Origin of the sequence: Ensifer sp., assembly GCF_035999185.1 — a bacterium.
GTDB lineage: Bacteria > Pseudomonadota > Alphaproteobacteria > Rhizobiales > Rhizobiaceae > Ensifer.
This window is the reverse complement of the sequence record NZ_DASYHB010000037.1, coordinates 1-22,721: the sequence shown is the minus strand read 5'-3', so window position 1 is coordinate 22,721 and position 22,721 is coordinate 1. Positions and strand designations below refer to the sequence as shown.

The window sequence follows — 22,721 nt, the reverse complement described above, 5'->3', positions numbered from 1 at the left end:
AACAGGGCGGCGAGCGCGAACAGTTTCACGGCCGGGGGGGATTTCTTCTGGTCGGGCATTTCATTCTCCAAGGCGGGCATTCTTCATGGCTGACGGCAATTCCGAGACGAAATCCTCCAACCAGATGTGGGGCGGTCGCTTTGCCTCGGGTCCGGACGCGATCATGGAGGAAATAAATGCCTCGATCGGCTTCGACAAGAAGCTCTATGCCCAGGACATCCGCGGCTCAATAGCGCATGCGACGATGTTGGCGCATCAAGGCATCATTTCGGCTGAAGACAAAGACAAGATCGTTCACGGCCTCAACACGATCCTGTCAGAGATCGAAAGTGGTGCGTTCGAGTTCTCTCGCCGCCTCGAAGACATCCACATGAACATCGAAGCGCGGCTCGCAACGCTGATCGGCCCCGCCGCCGGCCGCCTGCACACCGCCCGCTCGCGCAATGATCAGGTGGCGCTCGACTTCCGCCTCTGGGTCAAGGAAGAGCTGCAGCGGACCGAAAAGGCGCTGACCGGGCTGATTGCCGCGTTCCTCGACCGCGCCGAAGAACATGCCGACACCGTCATGCCGGGCTTCACCCATCTCCAGACGGCACAGCCCGTCACCTTCGGCCACCATTGCATGGCCTACGTCGAGATGTTCGGCCGCGACCGCTCGCGCGTGCGCCACGCCATCGAGCACATGGACGAAAGCCCGATCGGCGCTGCAGCCCTTGCCGGCACCGGCTTCCCGATCGACCGGCACATGACCGCCAAGGCGCTCGGCTTTACCGGCCCGACCCGCAACTCGATCGACACCGTGTCCGACCGCGACTTTGCGCTCGAGTTCCTGTCGATGGCCTCGATCACCGCCACGCATCTGTCGCGGCTTGCCGAAGAGATCGTCATCTGGTCGACGCCGCAGTTCGGCTTCATCCGTCTGTCGGACGCCTTTTCGACGGGCTCCTCGATCATGCCGCAGAAGAAGAACCCCGATGCCGCCGAATTGGTGCGCGCCAAGACAGGCCGTATCAACGGTTCCTTGATCGCGCTGCTGACGGTCATGAAGGGTCTGCCGCTCGCCTATTCCAAGGACATGCAGGAAGACAAGGAACAGGTCTTCGACGCCGCAGAAAGCCTCGAGCTCGCGATTGCCGCGATGACCGGCATGGTGCGCGACATGACCATCCGCGCCGACCGCATGAAGGCGGCTGCCGGTTCCGGCTATTCGACCGCGACCGACCTTGCAGACTGGCTTGTGCGCGAGGCGGGCCTTCCTTTCCGGGACGCCCATCACGTGACCGGCCGAGCCGTGGCACTTGCCGAACAGAAAGCCTGCGACCTGGCGGATCTTTCGCTTCACGACCTGCAGTCGATCCATGCCGATATCACCGACAAGGTCTTCGACGTTCTGACGGTCGAAGCGTCCGTTGCCAGCCGCACGTCCTTCGGCGGCACCGCCCCCAACGAGGTGCGCAAGCAGATCGCCTGGTGGCGCGCCCGCAACTAGGCGAAATGCGGACATTTGCGGGCGGTTTCCGCCCGCAGAAACAGGGTGCACAAGCGCCTGAAAAATCGGTAAGACATCGCACCTGCATCAGTTCCCGCGAAGGAAAATCACGATGACATTCACGAAGGCGGCCCGGCTTGCGCTGCTGCTGGCGATCCCCGGGCTGGTTCTTGTCGGTTGCGGACGCAAAGGTGACCTTGATCGCCCCGGCTCGGCCGCGCCGATCAACACCCTGGCGCCGGCCGGCACCGTCGAGCAGAAGGAAAAAGCGGACGACCGTCCGTTCCTGCTCGATCCCATTCTCTAGTTCATTTGCAATTACGCAATTCCGGACGGAAAACCGTTTCATGCTTTTCCTGGAATTGCTCTAAGCGAGCTTCATGCCGTGAACCACTTCCAGTACCGCGACGGAATCCTTTATGCCGAAGACGTGCCGGTGACAGACATCGCACGCGCCGTCGGCACGCCCTTCTACTGCTACTCGACGGCCACGCTTGAGCGCCACTACACGGTCTTTTCCAACGCCTTCTCGGATGTGGAAGCGATGGTCTGCTACGCCATGAAGGCCAATTCCAACCAGGCGGTACTGAAGACGCTCGGCCGCCTCGGCGCAGGCGTTGACGTTGTCTCCGGCGGCGAACTGCGCCGCGCGCTTGCGGCCGGCATTCCGGCAGAGCGGATCATGTTCTCCGGTGTCGGCAAGACGCCGCAGGAAATGGACCTGGCACTGGAAGCCGGTATCTATTGCTTCAACGTCGAGTCCGAGCCGGAACTCGAAGTGCTGAACCAGCGCGCCGTGCGCGCCGGCAAGCGCGCCCACGTCTCCTTCCGCATCAATCCGGATGTCGACGCCGGCACCCATGCGAAGATCTCGACCGGCAAGAAGGAAAACAAGTTCGGCATTTCGTGGGAGCGCGCCCGTACCGTCTACGCCCATGCCGCCACCCTGCCGGGCATTCAGGTCACCGGCATCGACATGCACATCGGCAGCCAGATCACCGAGCTGCAACCTTTCGATGCCGCCTTCAAGCTGCTGCGCGAACTGGTGGACACGCTGCGCTCCGACGGTCATTCGATTGACCACGTCGATATCGGCGGAGGCCTGGGCATTCCCTACAAGGATGACAACAACCCGCCGCCGCTGCCCGACGCCTATGCGAACATCGTCAAGAGCCAGCTGCAGTCGCTCGGCTGCAAGATCGTCACGGAACCCGGCCGTCTGATCGTCGGCAATGCCGGCATTCTCGTGACCGAAGTGATTTACGTGAAGGATGGCGGCGACAAGACCTTCGTCATCGTCGACGGTGCGATGAACGATCTCATCCGCCCGACGCTCTACGAGGCCTATCACGAGATCCGCCCGGTTCGCATCTCGGCCGCCAACGCGCCGCGCATTCGCGCTGACGTCGTCGGCCCGGTGTGCGAGACCGGCGACTACCTGGCCCTTGACCGCGAGATGGCGATGCCGAAGCCTGGCGATCTGTTCGCGATCAGCTCGGCCGGAGCCTATGGCGCCGTGCAGGCCAGCACCTACAATTCCCGCCTGCTGATCCCCGAAGTGCTGGTCAACGGTGACCGTTTCCACGTGATCCGTCCCCGCCAGGACTACGATGCCCTGATCGGCCTCGACTCGGTTCCCGACTGGCTCGATTGATCCGGCCGGCGCGAACGACGACAATCTGTGGATCGGCCGTCCGGACGATCACGATTGTGTTTGCGCCCTCGTCTTCGCCACAAACGATGGTATCCTTCAGGTCAGCAGGATGAGCGAAACCGCGCGCCGTTTTCCGGAAGCGCGTTCGCCTTTACTATATTGGGTCAGCCACGCGCGTTAATGGGCGACCGAAAGGAAACTTGGGCGGATGACGCAATTCCGGCAGGATGAAACGCCACAACCAAAGCCGTTTTCGAGAACCCTGGCGCTGAAAAGATGGCTGGCGCGCTCGGTGCTGGTCGCCGAGCAAATCCTGCCGCGCATCCTTTTGCCCGGCTCCGTCGCACTTCTGTTTCTCGCCTTCGCCTGGCTTGGTTTCTTTCGCACGGCACCGCTCTGGTTGCATGCCGTGGTGCTCTTTGTCTTTGCCATCGGCTTTGTCGCATCCCTCGTTCCGCTGACGCGGATACGCCTGCCCCAAAATGCCGATGCCGATCGCATGCTGGAAGAGCGCAACGCCCTGCCGCATCAGGCCATCCGCGTCCAGGATGATCGGCCCGCAACCGACAATCCGCTTGGGGAAGCGCTGTGGCGTGAACATCAGGCGCGTATGGCGCGTCTGATCGGCGCCCTCGACGCCGGACTGCCACGCCCCGATATCGCCCGGCACGACCCCTTCGCGCTGCGGGCCGTGCCCGTTCTTCTGGCCTGCCTCGCCTTCGCCTATTCCTACTCCAACCGTGCCGGGCTGCTCAGCGACGCCTTCCGGTTGCCGCAGGGTTCGGTGGAGGCCGCCAACATCCGCATTGATGCCTGGGTGACCCCGCCGCCCTATTCCGGGCGCGCGCCGATCTTCCTCACTGGCAAGCCTGAATCCGCCGCTGCGGCGGAGAATGCCGGAGCCATCACCATTCCGCAGTTCAGCGACCTGACGGTGCGCATCACCGGTGCTGGACCGGATGCGGCTGTCCTCTATGCCGAGACCGGTGCGGCCGAGCCGATCGCCATTCCTTCGGTCGGTGACAACGCCAAGGAAGAGACGCCCCAGTCAAAGGCAGCCGACAACACATCTCAGGGCACCCAGCGCAACCCGAATGCCGTGCGCAACCACGTGTACAAGGTCGTCAAGGATGGTGAGCTCGTCGTCGGAGGCCAGCGCTGGGCCTTCAAGATCACGCCGGATGGCGTCCCGCAAATCGCGTTCGATGGCGTCCCCCATCCAACCGTCAATGCCGCACTGGAAGTGACTTTCGCCGCGACTGACGACTATGGCATCGCTCAGGCCTGGGCCGAGATCAAGCCGCTCGATCAGCCTGCCGAAGGTGCGCGGCCGCTCTACCCGCTGCCGGAGTATCGGCTTGACCTGCCGCGCCGCAACGCACGCGAAGCCAAGGGTACGACCAGCCGGAACCTCAGCGAACATCCGCTCGCAGGCAAGCGCGTGCAGATCACGCTCGTCGCCCGTGACGCCGCCGGACAGGAGGGCCGCAGCCCGCCGCAGGACATGATCCTGCCGGCCCGCCAGTTCCTGCAGCCGCTCGCAGGTGCTGTCGCCGAACAACGCCAGGTCTTCGCTCTCAATGCCAACGACCTGCCGCGCGCCATCGACCTCAACGACGCTGTCACCGCATTGGCGGAAAACTGGATTCCGAACCTCACCCATTTCCTTCTGCTGAAATCCGCGCGCACGCGCATGGCGCTCGCCTATAACGACGACATGCTGCGCGATGCCGCCGGATACCTCTGGGAGATCGCGCTCGGTATCGAAGACGGTGACCTGTCGCTCGCAGAGCGGCGCCTGCGCGAGGCACAGCAGGCGCTGTCGGATGCCCTGGAGCGAAACGCCTCCGACCAGGAGATTGCCAAGCTGATGCAGGACCTGCGCCAGGCGATGCAGGAATACATGCAGGCGCTGGCCGAGCAGGCGATGAAAAACCCGCGCATGACCGGCAAGCTCGACCCCAACAACATTATGCGCCAGCAAGACCTCGAAAACATGATGAACCAGATCGAGAATCTGGCGCGGTCCGGTGCCCGCGACGAGGCGCGCCAGATGCTGTCCGAGCTGCAACGCATGATGAACAACCTGCAAGCGGGCCGCAGCCAGCAGCAGATGGGCGAGCAGAACGACGCCATGCGCCAGCAGATGGACAAGCTCGGCAAGCTGCTGCAGCAACAACAGCAGCTCATGGACGAAACGTTCAAGCTCGACCAGGCGCTGCGCGACAGGATGCAGCGCGGCGATCCGCTGCAGGGCGAGGACAACGAGCTTTTCGGTCAGGATATGCCGCAGGAGCCGGGACAACAGGGCGACCCGAATGGCCAGCCAAACCCGCTCGACGACATGACGGCCGAACAGTTGAAGGATGCGCTGAAGCAGCTGAAAGAGCAGCAGGACGCGCTCGGCAAGCAGCTTGGCGAACTGAGCCAGGGCCTTGAAAGCATGGGCATCAAGCCTGGCAAGGGCTTCGGCGACGCCAAACGCGAAATGGACGGCGCCTCCGGCGCGCTCGGCAAAGGCCAGGGCGAGCAGGCGGTCGGCAACCAGGGCCGCGCGCTGCAGGCGCTGCGCGAAGGCGCGCAGGACATGATGAACCAGATGCAGGGCCAGGGTCAGGGCCCCGGCATGGGCGTGCCGCAATATGGCCAGAACGGCCGCGACCCGCTCGGACGGCGACAGCAGAACCTCGGCCCGAATTTCGGCGATCAGGTCAAGGTTCCCGACGAGATCGACTCCCAGCGGGCCCGACAGATCCTCGAAGAGATCCGCCGCCGGCTCGGCGACAACCTCTCGCCGGAAGCCGAACGTCAGTATCTCGAGCGCCTTCTCGACATGCGCTAAGCAGGCAACCGGTCAGCAACCTGACCGGTTCACGGAAACGCCACCTGTCAGCACGTTGCAGCCACGACGCATGGGAGCCTCCCATGCGCCGGAAAGAGACGTGCGTTCAGTCTCGAGTTAGCCTGGTCGCCTCAGGCGGCGAGCGCCAGCGCCACAGCCTTGCGGATATCGGGAAGGGAAAAAGGCTTGGAGATGACGTCGACGATCTTGTCCGTCAGGTCATCGGCCCGCTCGCGTTGCTCGGCATAACCGGTCATCAGCAGGATTTTCATTGCCGGAAAGGCGACAGAGGCCTGGTGCGTGAGCTCGATGCCGTCCATGACCGGCATGCGGATATCGGAAAGCAGAAGGTCGAAAGCCTCTTCATTGAGGCAGGCAAGGCCGTCGGCGCCGTCGCCCGCCTCGACCGTCTCGTGACCATCGAGCCTCAGGGCCCGCGCGACGAAGGAACGCAATGCATCCTCGTCCTCGGTAATCAGGATCTTCGCCATCATGGCCTCCGCGTTCGCTTCCGAGTCCGGCGTTCACGCCGGCACCCGCACCTGATCCAAACGTACAGCGGGCGTGGGTCATTAAGGGACGCGCTACGCTGCAGCACCGCCGAACCCATCGGCGAATCACAGGCGGTACGCCCCAAAACAACCAGCTTTTCGTTTGTGTTCGGTAAACGCGGAACGACCGGATTTCAGGACAGACGCCCCAAAACGATACAGCTTACTCGGCGTCGCCGGTGACAACGCCGACAAACGGCAGCTCGCGGAAGGCATAGGCGACGTCCATGCCGTAGCCGACGACAAAGTGATCAGGGCATTCGAAACCGACATAATCGGCTTCGAGATCGACCTTGCGCTTGACCCGCTTGTCGAGCAGCACGGCGATCGTCACATTGCGCGCGCCACGCTCGAACATCAGTTCCTTGGCAAAGCGCAGCGTCCGGCCGGATTCGAGAATGTCGTCGATCAGAAGCACGTCGCGGCCATGCACGTCGCTGTCGATATCCTTCGTGATCTTGACGCCCTGCGAAACGGTGCCGGTGCCATAGCTCGACAGCGTGATGAACTCGACTTCCGGCGCAAGGCCAGCCGAATGCATGGCGCGGATCAGGTCCGCGGCGAAGATGAACGATCCCTTGAGCACCGCGATCACCAGCAGATCCTGATGCGGACCCTTGACGATCATGTCAGCGAGTTCGCTGTTGCGTGCGGCAATCGTTTCGGCCGTATAGAGGGGTTCGATAGTCTTACCGCGAACGACAGGCATCCAGGCTTCTCCAGCGTTTCTTCCGGAAGACTTGCGCCTTCCCATCCGCGCCGCTTAGCACAATCAGCGCGGCGAAACACCGTTTTCGGTGAAGGAAACCGTCACATCGGGCATTTTTCCACCTGCATAGGGCAGCTTTGTCATGAAATGGCGGCTCTCGCCGGGCGCAATCGCCGCCCCTTCCGGCATCACGCGCGTGCTCGTCACTTGACGTCCGTTGGACGCGACCCCCACCACGACCAGCGGCAATCGCTGCTCGACGTCGGAACGGTTGTCGATCGAGCCGTAGACCGAAAGCACGCGCAGGCCGCCCGAATAATCAAGCGTGCTCGTGACGCCCGTTATCGCCAGCGGCTCGACGTCGGCCTGCCCATCGCCGGCAAAGCCCACGATCGCCAGGAAGGACGCAAGAGCAAAGCCCGCCACCAGCCCGGCGAAGCGACGCGCGGGCATGTCGCGAAGCCGCGTTTCGGCAAGGCGCATGAGCCGGGTGGCAGCTGAGCTTCCGTCCGTCACGACCGTCAGCGTCGGTCGCGCTCGATGGCCCGCCTTGGCACTGTCGTTGAAAACCGGATAGGGCGTTCGACGCGACGAGGCGGAAACCACCTCGAACTCCGCATCGACATAGTCGGTCCGTCTCGGCGCTGCCGCGCCATTGCGTCCGCCGCGCTCGGGCGGCAGAAAATCAGCATAGGCGCTCGCGCCTGCGGTCTTGCTGCGAAATGCCTGCATGATCATTTCCTCCTGTCCCGCAAGAGGACGCAGCGCCAGCGGCCTGCCCCGATCCGCGAAACCATCGGGCAATGCTCTGACCCCCGCGGTGCAAGAATCTGGGCATTGCATCAAATCTTTCCGACACGTAAACCGGAATGGTTAATGTTTCGGAAAGACGTCGTGAAAGCGGCACCTTTTCATGAAAAATTAACCATCGCTTAACCATGATTCCGCTGGCGGTTTTGCCTTTCGTGGCTGGTCGTCCTATGCGCGGAGGACCGGAACCGGCTGTCGGTTGCAGGGCCGCAAGAGAGACTGGGCTGCCGCTTGATTCACTTTGAGAACGTCGGACTGCGCTATGGCATGGGACCGGAAATCCTCCGGGACCTGACTTTCGACATCCCGCGCCGTTCGTTCCAGTTCCTGACCGGCCCCTCGGGCGCCGGCAAGACCACGCTTCTGAAGCTGCTCTTCCTTTCGCTGCAGCCGACGCGCGGCCTGATCCGCATGTTCGACCGCAACATTTCGTCGATCCCGCGCGAGGAATTCCCGATGCTGCGCCGCCGCGTCGGCATCGTCTTCCAGGATTTTCGCCTGCTCGAACATCTCACGACCTATGAGAATGTCGCCCTTCCCCTGCGCGTGCGCGGCAAGGAAGAGGCGAGCTACCGGGCCGACGTGATCGAACTGTTGAAGTGGGTCGGCCTTGGAGAGCGCATCAATGTGCTCCCGCCGGTGCTTTCAGGCGGCGAGAAGCAGCGCGCGGCGATTGCGCGCGCGCTGATCGACCGGCCGGAGATCCTGCTGGCGGACGAGCCGACCGGCAACGTCGATCCGCCGATGGCGCGCCGCCTTCTCAATCTCTTCCTCGAGCTGAACCGGCTCGGCACGGCCGTCGTCATCGCCACGCACGATCTGTCGCTGATGGACCAGGTGGAAGCGCGGCGTATGATCCTCTCCCAGGGACGGCTCGACATCTATGAGTGACAGCCGCACCAAGCGCGAGATCAGCGCCCCTGAAGAAAAACCGGAACAGCAGCAGCGCCGGACGGAAATGCGGGTCCGTCCGACCGGGCCGATCGTGCCCTCGGCCAATGTCTCCGGCAACGCGCTGATGTGCGTCATCGCCATCATGTCGTTTCTTGCCTGCCTGACGCTCGGCGGCGTCAGCATGGTGAGAGCCACGGCCCAGAGCTGGCAATCCCAGATCTCCCGCGAGATCACCATCCAGATCAAGCCCGACGACAATCTCGACATGGAAAAGGCGCTTGCCGACGCCCGCGACCTGGCGCTGACCTTCAGCGGTACGACCGATGGCAAGATCGTCGACCGTGCCGCCACGGCCCGCCTGCTCGAACCCTGGCTCGGCGAGGGCCTCGACCTCGACGAATTGCCGGTGCCGCGGCTGATCATCATCACCATCGACGAGAACAACCCGCCCGATTTTGCCGCCATGCGCAAGGCGCTGACGGAGACGATCCCACAGGCCTTCCTCGACGACCACCGCACCTGGGTCGACCGGCTCGTCGCCATGGCCAACACCACCGCAATGATCGGCACCGGCGTCCTGACGCTCGTCTTTTCGGCCATGGTGCTGACGGTGGTGTTCGCCACCCGCGGTGCGCTGTCGGGCAACCGCCACATCGTCGAAGTGCTGCATTTCGTCGGCGCCGAGGCTGGCTTCGTTGCGTCGGAATTCCAGAAGCATTTCCTGAAGATCAGCCTCAAGGGTGCCGGCGCCGGCGGCCTTCTTGCGGCGCTGTCCTTCGCACTTGCCGGCTTCTGGCAATCGCGAACGCTCGCCACGCCGCAGACCGATCAGGCAACCGCGCTTTTCGGCACGTTCACCATCGGTTACGGTGGATACCTTGGCATTGCCGCGATCATCGTGGTCATCGCCATCCTGACCACTTTGACGGCACGCCTCACCGTCATGCGCACGATCTACGAGATCGACCTCATCCGTTCCGACCCCGGCCGCACCGACCTCTACCAAAGCTGAACCGCCCGATGTTTCACCGCTCCTCGATCTATTCCTTGCCGCAATCTGCGGCTATGTGAAGAGAATCATGATGGCGCGAGAATTACGCGGGAGCGGCATGGCCGGAGGAGGCAAATGGCAGGAGGGAGCCGACAATCGCCGGCGGTCCCGCAGCCTGCTGCGCAAAATTCTCCGCCGGACGTTCTTCGTCCTGCTCCTGCCGCTTGCGATCCTCGTCGCCGCCTTCCTGAATTTCGCAGACACCGTCGCGTCGCTGCAGCCCCCCACCCATCCGAGAGCCGATGCGATCGTCGTTCTGACCGGCGGTTTCCAGCGCATCGACCAGGCCGTCGATCTCTTGAAGTCGGGTGCAGGCAAGCGCTTGCTGATCTCCGGGGTGCATCCGACCACGACGGGCCGCCAGATCCGTCGCAACACCCAGAGCTCGGCGGATCTCTTCAAATGCTGCGTCGATATCGGTCATGAGGCGATCGATACCATCGGCAATGCCACGGAGACGGCGCAATGGATCCGGGATCGCGGCTATACCAGCGTGCTCGTCGTCACCAACAACTACCATATGCCGCGCAGCCTGCTGGAATTGCGCCGCACCCGTCCGGAAACGGAGTTCATCGCCTACCCCGTCGTCAATTCCGACCTCAAGACCACGAACTGGCTGCGCAATCCGATGGTGTTGAAAGCCATCCTCCTCGAATTCGGGAAATACTCGGTCGCGTCGCTGCGCGATCTTGCCGGCGCTCGCCCGACCAGCGGCCTGCGCACCGACCCCTCGCGCGCCACGCCGGCCGAAGAATAGGGCAAACGCGAGACGCTTCGCCCGCAGCAAAGTGAAACAGGGCGGTTTTCCTTCGGCGTTTATTCGTGTAGGCAGCGATCAGTCGGCCTCAAACACCGGTCCCCAAGAACTCGCCTACGAGAGCGTGCCCGATGATCGTCTTGCGTTCGATCCTTTTCAACGTGGTCTTCTACGCCAATCTGATCGTGCAGATGATCGTCTTTACGCCGGCATATTTTCTGCTGCCGCGCAAGAAGGCGTGGTTCGTGCCGAAGAACTGGGCGCGCAGCAATCATTGGCTGCTTGAGAAGATGGTCGGCACGACGTTCGAGGTCGAAGGCCTCGAGAACATCCCTGAGGTGCCCTACATCTTCGCGCCCAAGCATCAGTCTTTCTGGGACGCCTACGCGCTCTTGCCGTGGCTCAGCGATCCCCTCTACATCCTCAAGCGCGAGCTGACCTGGATCCCGCTTTTCGGCTGGTACGTCCTCAAACAGCGCATGGTGCCGGTGAACCGCGCGGCGCGCGGCAAGGCAATGACCGGCGTGATGAACCGGACCAAGCAGGAACTGGCGACCGGCCGCGAACTCATCATCTATCCGGAAGGCACCCGCCGTCCGCCGGGCGCACCGCCGGAGTACAAATACGGTATTGCCCGCCTCTACCGTGACCTCAATGTGCCGGTCGTTCCGGTTGCCATGCATCCCGGCCTCTTCTGGCCACGCCGCAAGTTCCTGCGCTTCCCCGGCCACTTCAAGGTCCGCATCCTGCCGCCGATCGAGGCCGGCATGGATCCCGACGCCTTCCTCGCCAAACTCGTCGAAGTGACTGAGAAGGCCAGCGATGAGTTACTGATTGAAACAGTGAGAGACAATCCGCACCTGCCGCTGCCGCCGACGGCGGAGCAGCGGCTGCAGGAATTGAAGGCGGCGGGCAAGGCCTGAACCGTTCAAGCCTCGGCGCGTGGTCGCGTCTCTTGAAGTAGTCCGACCACCTCTTCCAGCCAGTGATCGCGGATCCCCATCTCTCTCAAGTGGGACAGCGTGTTGAACACGTACTCGCTGTTCGGCCCGGATTTTCCGGTCGAAACCGCCACGATGCCGGCAGCCTCGGCCGTGCTCAGCGTGCCGGCATATTGGACATGGTCGCGGTCGATCACGTAGGCGAGTGCCGGCACCCGTCGCCCATCGGCGAGCAGCACCGGCATCGTGCGCTCCTTGTAGACATGCGTCACCAGTTCGCGCTCACGCAGATAGTCGACGACACTTGCCTGCTGCGCGCGCTCGACGCGAAATGCCGTGCCGATGCAGGAACCGCCGCGGTCAAGCCCGAGGACCAGCCCCGGCCGCTGCTCGGTACCGCGGTGAACCCAGGAATGCACGCAGAGTGAGCGGCGAAACCCGAACGCGCGCGCCGTCAGCTTTTCCTCAAACGCGAAGCCCGGGTTCCACATCAGCGACCCGTAGCCAAAGACCCAAAATTCGTCCATATCCACTGTCATTCAACCCGCGCTGTCTGCTCTCGCCGCCGAATCACGATCGGCCCCATGGGACGGTCAGCCATGTCGGTTTCTACGGCACAGCATCCCGGCACGAAAGAGACAAGGTCGTCCTCGTGCACCCGAAGAAAAGAATAGTTTTGCGGATTGACGGCGCCACCCGAAAGGCAGCCGCGATCCGGATCAGAGTGAGGTAATCGCGCCCATGTCGGCAACCGCAACTTCCAACCCCTCACCGGTGAGCCGGAAATTTCGCTGGCTGACGGCAGGTGTCGTGCTTGTCGCCGGCATCTATTCGGCCGGCTGGTACCTGGCGGCCGATCAGGTCGAAAAGCGGTTGGCGGCCCGCCTTGCCGACGGCCAGGCCGCCGGGCTGAGCGGCGAGTGCGCGAACATGGACGTGCGCGGCTTTCCGTTCCGCATCGGGCTCTTCTGCGACAAGGTGCACCTCGACGATACGCGCCACGGGACCTCGGCCTCCTTCGGCGCGCTACGCACGGCCGCCCAGGTTTACCAGCCTGGACATGCGGTGATCGAGCTCGACGGACCGGCCGAGATCCGGGCCTCCCCGGGCCTCAACATCTTCGCCGACTGGACCCTGTTGCATGCGAGCGTGCGCGCGACCTTGTCCGGTGTCGACCGGACATCGCTGACCTATGACAATCTCACCGGTCGTGTGCGCCTGCCGCTGTCCGGCGACGGTCTTGGTTTCGGCGCCAGCCACGGCGAACTGCATCTGCGCCAGAACGGCGCCGATCTCGATGCCGCCCTGAGCGTCGACAAACTCGATCTTCGCCCGGAAAAAGGTCCGAGCTACGCGCCACCGGCGACCGTTGCCGCGGACCTGACTTTCACCGACAAGGCCGGATGGATGAAGGCCACGCCGACACCGGAAATGTTTCGCGGCAGCAAGGGCGAACTCAGGCAACTCACCCTTGACCTCGGCGCCGGCATGAACGCCAGGCTCTCCGGTCCGTTTTCCGTCAATGATCAGGGGCTGATTTCCGGGGAGTTCTCGCTGACGATGACCAATATCGAGGCCTGGCGGACCAACCTCGTCACCCTGATCCCCGACAATGCCAACCTCGTCGACAACACCGCCAACATGTTGAAGGCGCTCGCCAACGGCAAGAACGAGGCGACAGTGAAGCTCAATGTGCGCGACGGCACGGCGTTCCTCGCCTTCATCCCGATCGGCGAGTTGCCGACGCTCTAGGCCGATTGTTTCTTTAACCTCACAGTTTTCCCACCGGTTTCGAGCGGAAAATACGCCTGATCTCGCGTGTTTTCCGCACGGCCTCCTGCCGCCAGGAAGGATGGGGCTCGCCGCCGAAGCGGTCCCAGCGCCGATAGTGGGGTACCTCGCTCAGAAGCGTCAGAATTGCCAAGGGGATGGCGAGATAGCTCCTTCCGACCTGGAGTTGCCGCCGCCGCAGTTGAATTCGCGACCGTATCCCGAACGACAGTGTAGAAGCGCTATCGATTTCGAACAGCGCAAGCGCCGTGAGGATTTGAGCGTCTACCGCGTTTCGTTCGTAACCGGCAGCAAACAACGACCGCAGTTCCCCCCAGGCGACATCGTCGAGACGGGCAAGCTTCACGATGTCGAGCAAGTGGCGCAGATCGATCAGGCCACGCCAATAGTCGCCGTCCTGGAACTGATCATGGAGGATTAGAAAGACAATCTGCACGAAGGCAGACGGGAGATAGACGTGTTTTCCTGCCAGGGTGATCCGCCGGCTGCGGCCGTACAGCCATTCGATATCGCCAAAGGAAGCCGGACCTTTCGGCCGGCAATGAAGATCGATACCACCGACATCGGCGGGGCGCTCCAAAACGGCCGGCAAGTGGTATCTGGGGTTTCCTGGCCAGGAGCCGCTATCCAGCCGGATCTCGTAGCCGATGGCCTCGAGCGCTGTTATGGAGACGCGCATATCGGCTGGGCGAACGAATATGTCGAGATCTGTCAGCATTCGCGCACCGATCTCGTCGGGCGCTTGCGCAAGCAGAATGGCTGCCCCCTTCATGACAACGGGCTCGACACCGGCACGGTTGAGATGCTCCACCGCCTCCATCAATTGTGCCAGCAATCGGCGATTACGCTCAGCGTTTCGATCGTGGATCACCGTCAGGTACTCGCACACGTCCTGCGGCAGGTTCGGCGCGTTTCTTGTCGCCAAGGCGAGTGAAGAAATGGTGAGGCTCTCATTGGCCAACGCGATGATATCGTCCCAATTCATGTCGTTGGGCGGATTGCCATCGAGGCAGGACGCGAGTGCAACCAGGTTTCGATAACTATGCCGCTTCATGGTGCCGACTGAGCGCCTCCACGGCTTCGTCGAGTTGCGAATAGGAAAATTCGATAATGCGCGCACTGCGCACGGCGCCGAGCAGGGTTTCGAACTGCGCGCGGTCTAGGCGCCTGGCCGGCGTGAAGGCGCCGGAAAGAAGTTCTGACAGGACCTGCGCCGGTTCGACGGCGGACATTGACACCGCGCCTTTCTTGCGGCGACGAAGCAGCACGATGCTTCGAAGCGCGACCGCTTCCTTTGGCGCGTGAAGCGACGCGAGATAGCGAACACGCTTCTTGTCGAGGCGCCGGTGGATCGGGGCCGCAGCGATCGTTTCTCCCATCGCGTCGATCAGGCCCCACGAGCCCGGCTTGAGCGCTGCGGCAAAAGGAACGCCGCGCACGAGCCCATCCTCGCCCAAGAGCGCAATATCGTCCCCGCCACAGGCAAAACCAGCGCTGAGAAGAGCAAGCGCCAGCGTCGTCTTGCCGGCCCCGGGCGCACCACAAATGAGCAAGCCCTGGCCGTTCTTCACGAGTAGCGCTGCATGAAGCGCCACTTGCCGCCTCAGGCCTGCGAGCACATCGTCCGTCAGCATGGCCTTCAGCGTGGGAGCAATCTCGTTGACCGCGACCGTCATTCCACGGGAGCGATTGCGGCTGATGCAAGCTCCTCTGCCGAAGGCTGCCACCTCGTAGACGATCGAAGGCTGTCGCTCCGCTACCCCCAGATGCTCGAAGACGGGCAGGACAAGCTCGGCAAGCGATCTGTCGTGATAAGCGATCGAGACGGCCGTCCCCGCAAGATCAAGCACCTGGTCACGCACAGGCGGGCCATCCTCACCGTCGATAAGAATGTCGAGCAAGCCTTTTCGGGACCAGCACGTAAGGTATTTCCGCACGGAGCGGCGCGCCGTCTCACGGGTGGCGCCGCGCGCCACGAGCGCCGTCTCCAATTGCGTCAAAGACGCTGGCTCGGAGAGCGCACACGTTAAAAAAGCTGTGAGGTCATCAACCTCAAAGATCTGCTGCGACGATTCGACAAAAATCGTCTTGCGCTGCCCCAGCAGAAAGAAACCCGCTTCCTCGGAGACGCGGAACTTCATTCCAATCCCCTCGCCCACCGTCGCCAAAGGCGACTCCCACGCTCAGTTCCCCAACATGCGTGCCTACTTGTCGCCGAAAATCCTTGCTGCGACCAGCCCTCGACGCCAGTGAAATGGCAGCATGACACGTAATAAAAGCCAGTCATGGTTTGTGACCAGATATAGCCCCAAAGCGCTACATCCCTTATTCAATAATTTACTGTATGATTTATTTCTAATGAAAGGGGGAAGTTGCACATGGAGAAGGGTAACAACGAAAAATCTCTCGCGCAGGAGGACAGGCGCGAGTTTTTGAAAGCTTGTGGCCGTTTCGCGGCAATCACACCACCTGCGGTGACGATGCTGCTTTCGACCAGCCTGACATCCGAGGCGATCGCGAAATCGGGCAGCGGCGGCGGTTCAGGCGGAAATAACGGCAACAACGGTAATAACGGCAATAATGGTAACAACGGGAACAATGGCAACAACGGGAATAACGGCAACAACGGCAAGGGTAAGGGCAAGCCCTAACCCCAACCCCTAGCGACGCCCGCTGCGACCGGTTCCTCAATGCGGCAGCCGCGCCTCCTCGATTCGATGGCGCGCCTGACGCTCGGTAACTCCGGTCGCCCGCCACGGCGCAAAGGGACAACGAACGCGTATCTGCAACTGCCGTTACGTCGCTACGGTCAGGCGCCCTGGCAATCCCCCGGCTATTTTTGGTCCATGGCATGCCGGCCGAAGTCCGGCATCGCGGTATCCTGGCCTGCCTGGATGATCGAGCGGCGGATGGCGCGGGTGCGGGTGAAGAGGTCGAAGAGCTTGTCGCCGTCGCCCCAGCGGATCGCCCGCTGCAGATAGGCGAGATCTTCCGAGAACCGCGCCAGCATTTCCAGGATCGCATCCTTGTTGTGCAGGCAGACGTCGCGCCACATCGTCGGATCCGATGCCGCAAGGCGGGTAAAATCGCGGAAACCCGACGCGGAATACTTGATGACTTCGGACTCGGTCACCGTCTCCAGGTCATCGGCAGTGCCGACGATGTTGTAGGCGATGATGTGCGGCAGGTGCGAAACGATCGCTAGCACCTTGTCGTGATGCTCGGCGTCCATTTCCTCGACCATCGAGCCGAGCGTCTCCCAGAAGCGACGGAGCTGCGCAATCGCTTCTTCGTCCGCGCCTTGCGGTGGCGTCAGGATGCACCAGCGGCCACGGAAGAGCCCGACGAAGCCGGCGTCCGGGCCGGAATGCTCGGTACCGGCGATCGGATGCCCCGGCACGAAATGGACAGTGTCCGGCAGGTGCGGCGCCATCTGGGCGATGACGGACCCCTTGGTCGAGCCGACGTCGGTGACGATCGCACCGGCCTTCAGATGCGGTGCAATCTCGGCAGCAACCGCGCCGGATGCACCGACGGGAACCGAGACGATCACGAGGTCGGCATCGCGAACGGCGTCTGCCGCCGACAGCGTATAACGATCGCCAAGGCCAAGCTCCTCCGCACGCTTCAGCGTCGCCTCGCTGCGCGTGGACACCACGAGCGTGCCGGCAAGCTGCTTTTCGCGGATGTCGCGGGCGATCGACGAGCCGATCAGGCCGATACCGATGAGGGCAATTGTCTCAAACTGCTGTACCATTACTTCCGTCCCATGAATTCGGTCAGCGCCGCGATGACGCCCTCGTTGGCTTCCGCGGAGCCGATGGTCATGCGCAGCGCGTTGGGGAAGCCATAGCTGCGCACGGCGCGCAGGATGTATCCACGGCTCGTCAGGAACGCGTCGGCCTCTTCGGCGCGCTTGCCGTCGGCTTCCGGAAAGTGGATCAGCACGAAGTTCGTGACCGAGGGCGTGACCCGAAGGCCGATCGCAAGAAGCGCCTCGCTGACGCGATCGAGCCAGGTGAGGTTGTGATCGACCGCCGTTGCGACAAGGGCCTGGTCACGGATTGCGGCAGCACCGGCGGCGATCGCCGGCGCACTGAGGTTAAACGGCCCACGGACACGATCGACCGCGTCGATCACGTCGGCCGGCGCGTACATCCACCCGATCCTGAGGCCCGCGAGACCATAGATCTTCGAGAAGGTGCGGGTCATCACGACGTTGCGGCTCGCCGAGACAAGCTCGAGGCCGGCGGCATAGTCGTTGCGGCGCACATACTCGGCATAGGCCGCGTCAAGCACCAGAAGCACACCCTCCGGCAGCGCTGCATGCAGACGACGCACCTCGTCGACCGGGATATAGGTGCCGGTCGGGTTGGCCGGGTTGGCGAGAAAGACGATCTTGGTGCGCTCGGTCACAGCTGCCAGAATGGCGTCGACATCGACGCGCGCGTCCTTCTCCTTGACGGTAATGGGCGTCGCCCCTGCCGCCTGGATCTCGATCTTGTAGACGAGGAAGCCATGCTCGGTGATCAGCCCTTCGTCACCGGGACCCAGATAGGTGCGGCACAGCAGCCCGAGCAGCTCGTCGGAGCCGTTGCCGCACATGATGTTTACCGGGTTCAGGCCATGGACGGCGCCGATCGCCTCACGCAATGCTTTCGCCTGGCCATCCGGATAACGTTCCAGGTTGAAGGCAGCCGCCTGGAAGGCCTCGATAGCCTTGGGACTGGCGCCGAGCGGCGTCTCGTTGGATGAAAGCTTGTGCACCTTGGCAACGCCCGGCGCATGCTCCTTGCCCGGGACGTAAGCGGCAATGTCCAAAATACCGGCACGCGGCGCAGGGCTCTTCGAGGCAAGGCTCATCGGATCAGCTTTCTATGGCCATCAAAATGCTACAACGACCTTTGTCGCGCCCAGGAAGACGCGCCGCGCTGTAGACGGGGAAAGAGGTCAAGCCATTACCGGCGCACGCGGCTTTTGTCGAGGGTCCGCCGCGATGGCAGCATGGTTCACCGCGGCGATCGCGGCCGCTCGCGCGTGCTCGGCACGCCCTGCGGCGCCAAGACCGGCACGAAGACCCGGCGGGAAGCCCGTGCCGCGACCGGTAATCCCTGGTAAAGCCGCTTCTGCGCCTCGACGACGATGACGCCGGAGAAGACCGGCCAGAGCCAGCGCCCGAGCCGCTCGAAGCCGCGCCTGAGGCGAAGGATCATCTTGAGCTTCGACGGCGGAAAGAACAGAGCCTCGGACGATGCGCCGGGCGTAAAATTCGTTTCTCGCAGCAGCGCCGTCAACTGGCTGCGCGAATAGGGCCGGCCCGAGCCGAAGGGCGTGTGTTCCATGCGCGCCCAGACGCCGCGGCGATTGGGCACGACGATGACCAGACGGCCACCCGGCGCCAGCACCCGCCAGATCTCCTTCATGGTCTCGCGGGGACTTTCGGCAAACTCCAGCGAATGCACCATCAGCACCCGGTCGATCGAGGCGTCCGGCAATGGCAGCTCCTCGTCAAAGACCAGGGCCGTCGACGAAAGCTCGGCGACCGGCCAGTTCACGGCCCCCTGCCCCGCCGGCATGAAGGCGAAGGTGCGCTCCGTGTCCTTGCGGAACCGCTCGAGATAGGGAACGGCATAGCCAAGACCGACCAGCCGCTCATCCGGCAGGCGGGCCCAGACGGACGAAAGCGCCATGGTGACGGACTGCTCCGCCATCCGGCCAAGCTCGGAGTGATAGAATTCGCGAAGGTCGACAATATCGGTGTGCATTCGCAACATGTTAGCTTCGAAGCGGTAGACTTCAAGGTAAGGCTCGCTACATTCGGCAGCATCCCCTCTCCCTCGACCGGAGGACGTGCCATGGCCGCGCTCGAACTCGACCTCTTTCTCTGCCGCACCGACAATTTCGGCGTGCTGCTCCATGATCCCGAAACCGGCCTGACCGCTTCGATCGACGCACCGGAAGAGCAGCCCATCCTCGAAGCCCTGGAGCGACGGGGCTGGACACTCACCCACATCCTGACCACGCACCATCACGGCGACCACGTGGCGGCCAACGATGCGCTGAAGCAACGCTACGGCGCCACGATCATCGGCCCTGCCGGTGAAGCCGCGAAAGTACCCGGGCTCGACAGATCGGTTCGCCACGGCGAGCGCTTCGAGTTTGCCGGCCACCCCGTCATGGTCATCGAAACGCCGGGACACACGGCCGGGCACATCTGTTTCCATTTCCCGGACGACAAGCTGCTCTTTGCCGCCGACACGCTGTTTGCGCTTGGTTGCGGCCGCCTGTTTGAGGGAACGCCTGAAACGATGTGGCAGTCGCTTAGCCGATTGATCGCGCTGCCCGACGACACGACGGTCTATTTCGGCCACGAGTATACGCTTTCCAATGCCCGCTTCGCCGTCACGGTCGACCCTGACAATGCCGAGCTCAAGACGCGCGCGGCCGAGATCGAGGAAACGCGCTGCGACGGCGGCTTCACGGCACCAACGACCATCGGCCTGGAAAAACGTACCAATCCGTTCCTGCGTGCCGCGGACCTAGGCATTCGTGCACATCTCGGCCTGCTCGACGCCAGCGATGCCGCGGTCTTTGCCGAGATCCGCAAGCGCAAGGATAATTTCTAGTGGCCGGCGCACAACCGGCTGCAGAGATCATCAAGGCGCTCGGCCTGGCGCGCCACCCGGAAGGCGGTTGGTATATCGAGACCTTTCGCGACCCCTCCGGTGGGGCGCGTGGTCATTCGACGGCGATCTACTATCTTCTCGAGCGCGGCGAGCGCTCGCATTGGCACCGTGTGCGCGACGCGGCTGAGGTCTGGCACTATCACGCCGGTGCGCCGCTCGAACTTGGTATTGCCGAAGATGGGAAGCCGGCGGCGACAGTGCGGCTCGGGCCAGACATTCTGAACGGTGAGCGCCCCCAGGCAATCGTCCCGGCCGACTGGTGGCAGTCGGCCGCTTCGCTCGGCGACTGGACCTTGGTCAGCTGCACGGTCGCGCCGGCGTTTGATTTCTCGGCCTTCGAGATGGCGCCGCCGGGCTGGCGGCCGCCCGGTTCCTAGGAATGCTCCGGCCTATTCGGCCGGCTGCGCCGCCGCCGAGCCCCTTCGGAAAATCACATCCTGGGCGGCAAGGGCTGCACCACCGGTAACGAACAGGCAGGCAAGCGCGATGCGCCAGGACGGCTCCGCAAAGCCGAACAGGATCAGGATCAGCGTCGACAGGACAGGCGCCGCATAGCTTGCCACGCCGAGAAGCTGGATGTTGCCGTTCTTCACGCCGAAGTCCCAGGCATAGAAGGCGGCCCCGACCGGGAGCAGCCCAAGACCTGCGACCGCCAGCCATTCAAACGTCGTCGTCGGCCAGACGGTCGTCTCCAGCGCAAGATGGCAGGCGAAGGACAACAGCGAGGTGGCAAGGCAAAAGCCGGTGACGACATCGGTCGAGACGGCCTCGAAGCGACGCGTGATCAGCGAATAACCGGACCAGGTGAAGGCGCATAGCACCGCAGCGCCGTAGCCGAGCAGATAGGCTTCATCGAAGGCGACGCCGTCGCGTGCCACGATCAGGACCGTGCCCATGAGACCGGCAAGCGCACCGGCCACGTGATACCACCTGAGCCGCTCTCCGGGCAGAAACGCCGAACCGACGACGATCAGCAGCGGCCAGAGATAGGCGATCAGCCCAGCCTCCACCGGCGGCGCGTTGCGAAGCGCGGTGAAATAGAGGAAGTGATAGCCGAAAAGCCCGGCAATACCGGTTATCCAGACCTTGGCTGGCTGCTTCAGAAGCGCCATGCGCTGCGGCTTCAGCGCCAGGACGACCAGCCCCGGCAGGCTGCCGATCAGGAAGCAGATCGCCGAAAGCTGGAACGGCGGCATCTTGCCCGACGCCGCCGTGAACAGGGCGAGCAGCGACCACATCAGGATCGCGGAAAAGCCGATCAGCGTTGCCTTGAATTTCATAATTATCCCCCCGCGCGATTTCTCTGCCGGAAACCTGCGCCGATAAATCGCCCGCCAGTTGAAATTTAACCTTTTAGTTAAGCGCCAGTGCGCGTCAACCACCAAATCGCGTGGCCGAGACTGTCACCGGCCCGAGCTTGGTGGGGATGCGCACATAGACGGGCGCATAGACGTTCACGGCCTGCGCCTTGGCGAACCAGATCTCCATCGTCTGCAGCCGGCGCAGATACTCGACATCCTCGCGCCCCTTCCGGTAGCCCGCCTTTGGGACGAACCGGATGCCGCACACGATCACGTCGCCCTCGAATCCCTTCGTCTTGAAGGGTCTGGTACCCTTCGACGAGAGCTTGATGTCGAGCCGCGACTCGCCATCGAAGATCGGCAGGGTATTGGGGCAAACGCGCGCCTCGGCGGGAATGATGAGGCCCGAAAGCGGATCGAGAACGTCGCGCATGTCTCGCGACGTGACCGGCACCCAGTTCTTGGGCAGCGGCGTGCGCTTCGGCGTCATGCTTGCGCGCACCACGTCGCCGTTGCGATAGGTGACGCTGATTGCCCTGCTCTTCGAGCCGCTGCGGTAGGACATCTGATATTGCGACGCGTGCAGGTAATCCTTGCCGACGACGCCCGATACCCGCGTCTGGCCGGAGGTGCGGCTGATGATGTCGAGCAGGCCGGCCGAATTCAACGTTCCTGAAATCGTGTATCGATTCTTCTGGAGCTCCGTATGGAACGAGGCACGCGCCACCGGCAGCCCGGCAAGCGAGATGCTGTAATCCGTCAGATGCTCGACATCGGCGGCCGACGATGCTGTGGAAAACAAGACCGCGGAAAGCAACGCCGCCGCACGAAAGCCAGTTCGCAACTTCATGCCCTGAAAAATCCATCACTTGAAAATCGCTGCAATACCCTGAAATGCAGGGTGTTTGCGGCTTTTCTGCGCCACGTTTTCTGCCGCCGGCCACCGGGGCGATCATATCACCGATACCACCCGTCACGCGTCCTCATTGCAAGCAATAGCCCATAGCAAAACCGCTTGGAATGGGTCCTGGGTGCTATTATGCTTGTCCAAATAGCCCCTCAGAACTGCAGAACCAGCGGGAAAAACCGCGGTTTTCCGAGAATGCAAGAGGTTTGGCTTGACGGGCGGGCCGTCTCTGACTATAGAACCGCGACTTTCCAATAATGGCCTAGGAACGCGGCCTGGGCTCTGGGCCCGCTACCGCATTGTCCGGCGGCGATAAAGAAATAGGTGTACCATGTCCC

23 protein-coding genes are annotated in these 22,721 nt (G+C 62.9%); 12 read left to right on the top strand and 11 right to left on the bottom strand.

The genetic code is table 11. From position 1 onward, the window contains the following. The first annotated feature begins 85 nt into the window (after positions 1-85). The 4 genes from argH to VGO04_RS03880 all read left to right on the top strand — a co-directional run bounded on the left by argH (position 86) and on the right by VGO04_RS03880 (position 5,985). On the top strand, positions 86-1,489 hold the full coding sequence (gene argH, locus VGO04_RS03895; protein WP_327494643.1) for an argininosuccinate lyase: 1,404 nt from the start codon (positions 86-88) through the stop codon (positions 1,487-1,489). Positions 1,490-1,601: 112 nt separating this feature from the next. Continuing rightward, a complete protein-coding gene (gene lptM, locus VGO04_RS03890; protein WP_327494642.1) occupies positions 1,602-1,796 on the top strand; it encodes an LPS translocon maturation chaperone LptM in 195 nt (64 codons plus the stop codon). 78 nt (positions 1,797-1,874) lie between these two features. Beyond that, the gene (lysA, locus tag VGO04_RS03885; RefSeq protein WP_327494641.1) at positions 1,875-3,143 is read left to right on the top strand and encodes a diaminopimelate decarboxylase; all 1,269 of its coding nucleotides are present in this window, start codon (positions 1,875-1,877) and stop codon (positions 3,141-3,143) included. Positions 3,144-3,351: 208 nt separating this feature from the next. Beyond that, positions 3,352-5,985, top strand: coding sequence for a TIGR02302 family protein (locus VGO04_RS03880; protein ID WP_327494640.1), 2,634 nt, complete (start codon positions 3,352-3,354; stop codon positions 5,983-5,985). 131 nt (positions 5,986-6,116) lie between these two features. Here the strand turns inward: VGO04_RS03880 and VGO04_RS03875 are convergent, their stop codons facing one another. From VGO04_RS03875 to VGO04_RS03865, 3 genes are all read right to left on the bottom strand, one after another. Then, positions 6,117-6,476: a response regulator gene (locus tag VGO04_RS03875; RefSeq protein WP_327494639.1), complete on the bottom strand. Its 360-nt coding sequence runs from the start codon at positions 6,474-6,476 to the stop codon at positions 6,117-6,119. 223 nt (positions 6,477-6,699) lie between these two features. Next, positions 6,700-7,245: a hypoxanthine phosphoribosyltransferase gene (gene hpt, locus VGO04_RS03870; protein ID WP_327494638.1), complete on the bottom strand. Its 546-nt coding sequence runs from the start codon at positions 7,243-7,245 to the stop codon at positions 6,700-6,702. Positions 7,246-7,308: 63 nt separating this feature from the next. Then, entirely contained in the window at positions 7,309-7,977 is a 669-nt protein-coding gene (locus VGO04_RS03865) for a hypothetical protein (protein WP_327494637.1), read from the bottom strand. A 345-nt stretch (positions 7,978-8,322) separates the two neighbouring features. Here VGO04_RS03865 and ftsE point away from each other — a divergent pair, with 345 nt between their 5' ends. The 4 genes from ftsE (at position 8,323) to VGO04_RS03845 (ending at position 11,680) form a co-directional block, all read left to right on the top strand. After that, complete coding sequence (gene ftsE / locus VGO04_RS03860; protein WP_327494646.1) at positions 8,323-8,946, top strand: cell division ATP-binding protein FtsE; 624 nt, start codon at positions 8,323-8,325, stop codon at positions 8,944-8,946. Beyond that, the gene (locus VGO04_RS03855; RefSeq protein ID WP_327494636.1) at positions 8,939-9,961 is read left to right on the top strand and encodes an ABC transporter permease; all 1,023 of its coding nucleotides are present in this window, start codon (positions 8,939-8,941) and stop codon (positions 9,959-9,961) included. Before ftsE ends, VGO04_RS03855 begins: the two co-directional genes overlap by 8 nt. Positions 9,962-10,058: 97 nt before the next feature. After that, a complete protein-coding gene (locus VGO04_RS03850; protein WP_327494645.1) occupies positions 10,059-10,757 on the top strand; it encodes a YdcF family protein in 699 nt (232 codons plus the stop codon). A gap of 131 nt (positions 10,758-10,888) precedes the next feature. After that, on the top strand, positions 10,889-11,680 hold the full coding sequence (locus tag VGO04_RS03845; RefSeq protein WP_327494635.1) for a 1-acyl-sn-glycerol-3-phosphate acyltransferase: 792 nt from the start codon (positions 10,889-10,891) through the stop codon (positions 11,678-11,680). Positions 11,681-11,685: 5 nt separating this feature from the next. On the opposite strand, the gene VGO04_RS03840 is transcribed toward VGO04_RS03845, so the two are convergent. Continuing rightward, positions 11,686-12,237: a gamma-glutamylcyclotransferase gene (locus tag VGO04_RS03840; RefSeq protein ID WP_327494634.1), complete on the bottom strand. Its 552-nt coding sequence runs from the start codon at positions 12,235-12,237 to the stop codon at positions 11,686-11,688. 202 nt (positions 12,238-12,439) lie between these two features. Between VGO04_RS03840 and VGO04_RS03835 the strand changes: the two genes are divergently transcribed. Continuing rightward, on the top strand, positions 12,440-13,450 hold the full coding sequence (locus VGO04_RS03835; protein WP_327494632.1) for a DUF2125 domain-containing protein: 1,011 nt from the start codon (positions 12,440-12,442) through the stop codon (positions 13,448-13,450). Between the two features lie 19 nt (positions 13,451-13,469). On the opposite strand, the gene VGO04_RS03830 is transcribed toward VGO04_RS03835, so the two are convergent. Together VGO04_RS03830 and VGO04_RS03825 are read right to left on the bottom strand one after the other, a co-directional pair. Next, positions 13,470-14,543, bottom strand: a complete 1,074-nt coding sequence (locus VGO04_RS03830; RefSeq protein WP_327494644.1) for a nucleotidyltransferase family protein — start codon at positions 14,541-14,543, stop codon at positions 13,470-13,472. Then, complete coding sequence (locus tag VGO04_RS03825) at positions 14,530-15,390, bottom strand: serine kinase (protein WP_327494631.1); 861 nt, start codon at positions 15,388-15,390, stop codon at positions 14,530-14,532. The genes VGO04_RS03830 and VGO04_RS03825 overlap by 14 nt, the downstream gene beginning before the upstream one ends. A gap of 477 nt (positions 15,391-15,867) precedes the next feature. On the opposite strand from VGO04_RS03825, the gene VGO04_RS03820 reads away from it, so the two are divergent. After that, entirely contained in the window at positions 15,868-16,140 is a 273-nt protein-coding gene (locus tag VGO04_RS03820) for a hypothetical protein (protein ID WP_327494630.1), read from the top strand. Between the two features lie 182 nt (positions 16,141-16,322). Here VGO04_RS03820 and VGO04_RS03815 read toward each other — a convergent pair whose 3' ends face one another. From VGO04_RS03815 to VGO04_RS03805, 3 genes are all read right to left on the bottom strand, one after another. Beyond that, the gene (locus VGO04_RS03815) at positions 16,323-17,246 is read right to left on the bottom strand and encodes a prephenate/arogenate dehydrogenase family protein (RefSeq protein ID WP_327494629.1); all 924 of its coding nucleotides are present in this window, start codon (positions 17,244-17,246) and stop codon (positions 16,323-16,325) included. Continuing rightward, positions 17,246-18,352, bottom strand: a complete 1,107-nt coding sequence (gene hisC, locus VGO04_RS03810) for a histidinol-phosphate transaminase (RefSeq protein WP_327494628.1) — start codon at positions 18,350-18,352, stop codon at positions 17,246-17,248. Before hisC ends, VGO04_RS03815 begins: the two co-directional genes overlap by 1 nt. A gap of 146 nt (positions 18,353-18,498) precedes the next feature. Then, the gene (locus VGO04_RS03805; protein WP_327494627.1) at positions 18,499-19,263 is read right to left on the bottom strand and encodes a class I SAM-dependent methyltransferase; all 765 of its coding nucleotides are present in this window, start codon (positions 19,261-19,263) and stop codon (positions 18,499-18,501) included. An 81-nt stretch (positions 19,264-19,344) separates the two neighbouring features. On the opposite strand from VGO04_RS03805, the gene gloB reads away from it, so the two are divergent. Both gloB and VGO04_RS03795 read left to right on the top strand, forming a co-directional pair. Then, complete coding sequence (gene gloB / locus VGO04_RS03800; RefSeq protein ID WP_327494626.1) at positions 19,345-20,115, top strand: hydroxyacylglutathione hydrolase; 771 nt, start codon at positions 19,345-19,347, stop codon at positions 20,113-20,115. After that, positions 20,115-20,552: a cupin domain-containing protein gene (locus VGO04_RS03795; protein WP_327494625.1), complete on the top strand. Its 438-nt coding sequence runs from the start codon at positions 20,115-20,117 to the stop codon at positions 20,550-20,552. The genes gloB and VGO04_RS03795 overlap by 1 nt, the downstream gene beginning before the upstream one ends. A gap of 12 nt (positions 20,553-20,564) precedes the next feature. On the opposite strand, the gene VGO04_RS03790 is transcribed toward VGO04_RS03795, so the two are convergent. Both VGO04_RS03790 and VGO04_RS03785 read right to left on the bottom strand, forming a co-directional pair. Beyond that, positions 20,565-21,455: a DMT family transporter gene (locus tag VGO04_RS03790; RefSeq protein WP_327494624.1), complete on the bottom strand. Its 891-nt coding sequence runs from the start codon at positions 21,453-21,455 to the stop codon at positions 20,565-20,567. Positions 21,456-21,549: 94 nt separating this feature from the next. After that, on the bottom strand, positions 21,550-22,326 hold the full coding sequence (locus VGO04_RS03785; protein ID WP_327494623.1) for a DUF3108 domain-containing protein: 777 nt from the start codon (positions 22,324-22,326) through the stop codon (positions 21,550-21,552). Between the last annotated feature and the right edge of the window lie 395 nt (positions 22,327-22,721).

Coding starts and splice junctions, on each gene's coding strand:
- argH (WP_327494643.1), top strand. CDS start 86: ATGGCTGACGGCAATTCCGAGACGAAATCCTCCAACCAGATGTGGGGC.
- lptM (WP_327494642.1), top strand. CDS start 1,602: ATGACATTCACGAAGGCGGCCCGGCTTGCGCTGCTGCTGGCGATCCCC.
- VGO04_RS03880 (WP_327494640.1), top strand. CDS start 3,352: ATGACGCAATTCCGGCAGGATGAAACGCCACAACCAAAGCCGTTTTCG.
- VGO04_RS03875 (WP_327494639.1), bottom strand. CDS start 6,476: ATGGCGAAGATCCTGATTACCGAGGACGAGGATGCATTGCGTTCCTTC.
- hpt (WP_327494638.1), bottom strand. CDS start 7,245: ATGCCTGTCGTTCGCGGTAAGACTATCGAACCCCTCTATACGGCCGAA.
- VGO04_RS03865 (WP_327494637.1), bottom strand. CDS start 7,977: ATGCAGGCATTTCGCAGCAAGACCGCAGGCGCGAGCGCCTATGCTGAT.
- ftsE (WP_327494646.1), top strand. CDS start 8,323: ATGGGACCGGAAATCCTCCGGGACCTGACTTTCGACATCCCGCGCCGT.
- VGO04_RS03855 (WP_327494636.1), top strand. CDS start 8,939: ATGAGTGACAGCCGCACCAAGCGCGAGATCAGCGCCCCTGAAGAAAAA.
- VGO04_RS03850 (WP_327494645.1), top strand. CDS start 10,059: ATGGCCGGAGGAGGCAAATGGCAGGAGGGAGCCGACAATCGCCGGCGG.
- VGO04_RS03845 (WP_327494635.1), top strand. CDS start 10,889: ATGATCGTCTTGCGTTCGATCCTTTTCAACGTGGTCTTCTACGCCAAT.
- VGO04_RS03840 (WP_327494634.1), bottom strand. CDS start 12,237: ATGACAGTGGATATGGACGAATTTTGGGTCTTTGGCTACGGGTCGCTG.
- VGO04_RS03835 (WP_327494632.1), top strand. CDS start 12,440: ATGTCGGCAACCGCAACTTCCAACCCCTCACCGGTGAGCCGGAAATTT.
- VGO04_RS03830 (WP_327494644.1), bottom strand. CDS start 14,543: ATGAAGCGGCATAGTTATCGAAACCTGGTTGCACTCGCGTCCTGCCTC.
- VGO04_RS03820 (WP_327494630.1), top strand. CDS start 15,868: ATGGAGAAGGGTAACAACGAAAAATCTCTCGCGCAGGAGGACAGGCGC.
- VGO04_RS03815 (WP_327494629.1), bottom strand. CDS start 17,246: ATGGTACAGCAGTTTGAGACAATTGCCCTCATCGGTATCGGCCTGATC.
- hisC (WP_327494628.1), bottom strand. CDS start 18,352: ATGAGCCTTGCCTCGAAGAGCCCTGCGCCGCGTGCCGGTATTTTGGAC.
- VGO04_RS03805 (WP_327494627.1), bottom strand. CDS start 19,263: ATGTTGCGAATGCACACCGATATTGTCGACCTTCGCGAATTCTATCAC.
- gloB (WP_327494626.1), top strand. CDS start 19,345: ATGGCCGCGCTCGAACTCGACCTCTTTCTCTGCCGCACCGACAATTTC.
- VGO04_RS03790 (WP_327494624.1), bottom strand. CDS start 21,455: ATGAAATTCAAGGCAACGCTGATCGGCTTTTCCGCGATCCTGATGTGG.
- VGO04_RS03785 (WP_327494623.1), bottom strand. CDS start 22,326: ATGAAGTTGCGAACTGGCTTTCGTGCGGCGGCGTTGCTTTCCGCGGTC.